This window comes from Mesorhizobium sp. (assembly GCF_004962925.1).
Taxonomy (GTDB): Bacteria; Pseudomonadota; Alphaproteobacteria; order Rhizobiales; family Rhizobiaceae; genus Mesorhizobium.
The window spans coordinates 17,756-21,514 of sequence record NZ_SUEO01000066.1 but is presented as its reverse complement, the minus strand read 5'-3'; the positions used below and the strand labels follow the sequence as shown (position 1 = coordinate 21,514).

General features: G+C 62.0%; 4 protein-coding genes. 1 reads left to right on the top strand and 3 read right to left on the bottom strand.

Annotation, left to right across the window (positions count from 1 at the left end):
• The coding region (locus E5W87_RS15425) for a KpsF/GutQ family sugar-phosphate isomerase (protein WP_292398802.1) at positions 1–786 on the top strand (786 nt) is incomplete at its 5' end.
• Between the two features lie 34 nt (positions 787–820).
• Here the strand turns inward: E5W87_RS15425 and E5W87_RS15420 are convergent.
• The 3 genes from E5W87_RS15420 to hemH form a co-directional block, all read right to left on the bottom strand.
• A complete protein-coding gene (locus tag E5W87_RS15420) occupies positions 821–1,285 on the bottom strand; it encodes an NfeD family protein (RefSeq protein ID WP_292398799.1) in 465 nt (154 codons plus the stop codon).
• Between the two features lie 10 nt (positions 1,286–1,295).
• Positions 1,296–2,246 (bottom strand): SPFH domain-containing protein, encoded by a 951-nt coding sequence (locus E5W87_RS15415; RefSeq protein WP_292227247.1) that lies wholly within the window; start codon positions 2,244–2,246, stop codon positions 1,296–1,298.
• A 252-nt stretch (positions 2,247–2,498) separates the two neighbouring features.
• A complete protein-coding gene (hemH, locus tag E5W87_RS15410) occupies positions 2,499–3,563 on the bottom strand; it encodes a ferrochelatase (RefSeq protein WP_292398796.1) in 1,065 nt (354 codons plus the stop codon).
• Positions 3,564–3,759: the final 196 nt, after the last annotated feature.

Here is a 3,759-nt window from a genome sequence, read left to right as displayed (position 1 = left end):
TCGAAGATCGCAGCGACGCTCGCCTCGACCGGCACGCCGGCTTTCTTCGTCCATCCTGCCGAAGCCAATCACGGCGACCTCGGCATGATCGCCAGGGACGATGCCATCATCGCCATGTCGTGGTCGGGCGAGAGCCTGGAGCTCAAAGGCATCATCGCCTATTCCAGGCGCTTCTCGATTCCGCTGATCGCGGTCACCGCCGGAGAGCGATCGGCGCTGGCGCGCGAGGCCGATGTGGTGCTTCTGCTGCCGCGCGCGTCGGAAGCCTGTCCACACGGCCTGGCGCCGACGACGTCGACGCTGCTGCAACTGGTGATCGGCGATGCGTTGGCCATCGCGCTGCTCGAAGCGCGCGGCTTCACGCCGGATCATTTCCGTACCTTCCACCCCGGCGGGCAGCTTGGCGCCAATCTGACGCAGATCCGCGATATCATGCATGTCGGCGACAGGCTGCCGCTGGTGCCTTCCGGCACCGGAATGCGCGAAGCGATCCTCGAATTGTCGCGCAAGGGGTTTGGCTGCGTGGCGATAACCGCCGAGGACGGTGCGCTGATCGGTATCATCACCGACGGCGACATCAGGCGCCACATCGGCAGCAATCTTTTGGCGATGAGCGTCGATCAGGTCATGACCAAGGAGCCGAAGACGGCCGGGCCGGATACGCTGGTGGCGACGGCGCTGCAGACGATCAACAATTCGGCCATCACCAGCCTGATGGTGGTCGAGGGCAAACGGCCGGTCGGACTTGTCCATCTGCACGACCTGCTGCGCATCGGCGCGGCCTGACCTGAATCTCAAAACACCCTGAAACGTCGTAGGCTCAGACAGCCTCGACCGTCAGTTCTAGATCGGTATCGGCCGCGCCCGTCACGCGCACCTGCGTGCCGGCCGGCAGATCGGGGCCGGAGACGCGCCATAGTGTGTCGCCGAGCTTTATGCGGCCGCGCCCGTCCTTGATCGGCTCGGCAAGCGTCGCCATCCTGCCGATCATTTGTGCGCCGCGGCGGTTGAGCAGTGGCTGGTCGGTCGGGTCATGGCGCCCACCCACCAGTCTCTTGCCGACATAGGTTGAAACCAGCGACGTCGCGAGGAAGGCGAGGACCTGGACCTGCCAGGTCCAGAAACCCGCGTCCCAGATGAGCAGGGAGACTGCACCGATCAGCAACGCGGCGATGCCGATCCATAGCATGAAGATGCCCGGCGCGATGACCTCCATTACGAGGAGGACGAAGCCGAGAACCATCCAATTCCAGGGGCCGAGTTCGGAAATGATGCGGTTGAACATGGGATCGGCCTCAGGTCTGGCTGGGGCGAACCACGGGCGGGCGTGAAGCTTGCCGCGCCCCACCGGCAGTGCCTTCGCTCCCGAAGACTTCTTTGGCGATTGCGCCGATGCCGCCAAGCGTGCCGATCAGCGATGACGCTTCAATCGGCATCAGCACGACCTTGCTGTTTGTGGCAGAGCCGATCTTGGTCAGCGCTTCGGTGTATTTCAGCGCGACGAAATAGTTGAGCGCCTGAACGTCGCCCTTAGAGATTGCTTCCGACACCACCTGCGTGGCGCGGGCCTCGGCCTCGGCCGAGCGTTCGCGCGCCTCGGCGTCGCGGAAGGCGGCTTCCTTGCGGCCCTCCGCTTCCAGGATCTGCGACTGCTTGAGACCTTCGGCGTCCAGGATCTGCGCGCGCTTGTTGCGTTCGGCCATCATCTGGCGACCCATCGATTCGACGAGATTGGCCGGCGGATTGATATCCTTGATCTCGACGCGGGTGATCTTGATGCCCCAGGGATGCGCCGCCTCGTCGACGACGCGCAGCAGGCGTTCGTTGATGGCGTCGCGGTTCGACAAAAGCTCGTCGAGGTCCATCGAGCCCATCACGGTACGGATGTTGGTCATCGTCAAATTGAGGATGGCGTTCTGCAGCCCGGCGACCTGATAGGCAGCCTGCGCGGCGTTGAGCACCTGGTAGAAGGCGACGCCGTCGACGGCGACAGTGGCGTTGTCGCGGGTGATGATCTCCTGAGTAGGAACGTCGAGCACCTGCTCCATCATGTTCAACTTGGCGCCGATGCGGTCGACGAACGGCACGATGAGGTTGAGGCCGGGGCTCAATGTCTTGGTGTAGCGGCCAAAGCGTTCGACGGTATAATTATAGCCTTGCGGGATGGTCCGAATGCCTTTGAAAAGCACGAGCACGACAAGAGCGACAAGAACAAGAAGCGCGATATCGAAACCACTGAAATCCATTTGGCTCTCCCTCAGATGCCGAGCACATCAGAGCGGCGTGCGTCCATTGGACGCGCAAAGTACGCTCTAACTTTTATACCTCCGCATCGTGCTTCCCAAAAATCGACTTCGATTTTCGTGCCGATGCGATAGTCGCTTCCATACAACCGACTTCACCAAACACTTAAGTGTGTTTCAGAAATGTTACAATCAGGTGATCGCGGATTGCCGTTGTACAGACAGCCGGGCTGGCGGCGCTCGATGATGCCCGCTTCAGATCCAGCCCGACAGTTCGCGCCGCACCATCGACTCGATCACCGCCATGCCCTCGGCACTGTCGTTGAGGCAAGAGATGTGCACGAACTTTTCGCCGCCGGCGTGATGGAAAGTCTCGGCCGCCTCCCTGCCGATCTCGTCCAGCGTCTCGATACAATCGACGGAAAAGCCCGGATTGACGATGGCGATCGATCTCACGCCTTCTCGGGCTAATTTCTCGACCGTCTTGTCGGTGTAGGGCTGCAGCCATTCCTGCGCACCGAAGCGCGACTGGAAGGTGGTGATCAGCTTCTTCTCATCCCAGCCGAGCTTTTCGCGCAGCAGCCGGGTCGTCTCCAGGCAATGGGCCTGATAGGGGTCGCCCTTGTCGGAATAGGGTTTCGGAATGCCGTGATAGGAGGTGATGACCACCTCAGGCTCGAAATCGAGGGTCGCCAGATGGCGCTCGATCGAACGGGCAAGCGCCTCGATGTAAACCGGTTCGGCATAGTAAGGCGGCACGCTGCGGATCGCGGGTGCGCGGCGCATCTTCATCAGCGCGCGAAACAGCTGGTCGTTGGCGGTCGCGGTCGTGGTCGCGGAATATTGCGGATAGAGCGGAAAAGAGAGAATGCGGTCGCAGCCTTGCGCGACCAGCCCGTTGGCGACGCTCTCGGTCGAAGGATTGCCGTAACGCATCGCCCAGTCGACGATAACATCGGGGAGGTCGCGCAGCGCCTCGGTCAGCTTTTCGCTCTGGGCGCGGGTGTAGGTGCGCAGCGGCGACTCGTTGCGCTGCCGGTTCCAGATCCTGGCATAGTTGGCGCCCGACTTCTTCGGCCGCGTGGTGAGAACCAGCCCATAGAGGATCGGGTACCAGATCGCCTTGTTGAGTTCGATGACGCGCGGATCGGACAGGAATTCCCTGAGATAGCGCCACATCGGCTTGAATTCGGTGCCGTCGGGCGTGCCGAGATTGACCAGCATGACGCCGATCCTGCCCGCTCCGACCGGCGGCTGTCTTGCCGGCAGCGGGCCGAGGGCCTTCGCAGCCTCGGGATCGACAGGGTTGGAAAGCGTCATAAGGGATCTCCAGGCACCGCGCGAAACTAGCGATGCCGCGCCGGTTTTCAATGCAGCGTCTGGCCGCACCTTATCTTACCTTGGATATTACCTCGGGCGGAAAGCAGAAAACCCGCCCGGCTACCCGGACGGGTTTTCCTGCAATGACGGAAGAACCTAGTTTGCGGCCGGTATGGTCAAGGTTGCGCCGACGGGA

Coding starts and splice junctions, on each gene's coding strand:
- E5W87_RS15420 (WP_292398799.1), bottom strand. CDS start 1,285: ATGTTCAACCGCATCATTTCCGAACTCGGCCCCTGGAATTGGATGGTT.
- hemH (WP_292398796.1), bottom strand. CDS start 3,563: ATGACGCTTTCCAACCCTGTCGATCCCGAGGCTGCGAAGGCCCTCGGC.
- E5W87_RS15415 (WP_292227247.1), bottom strand. CDS start 2,246: ATGGATTTCAGTGGTTTCGATATCGCGCTTCTTGTTCTTGTCGCTCTT.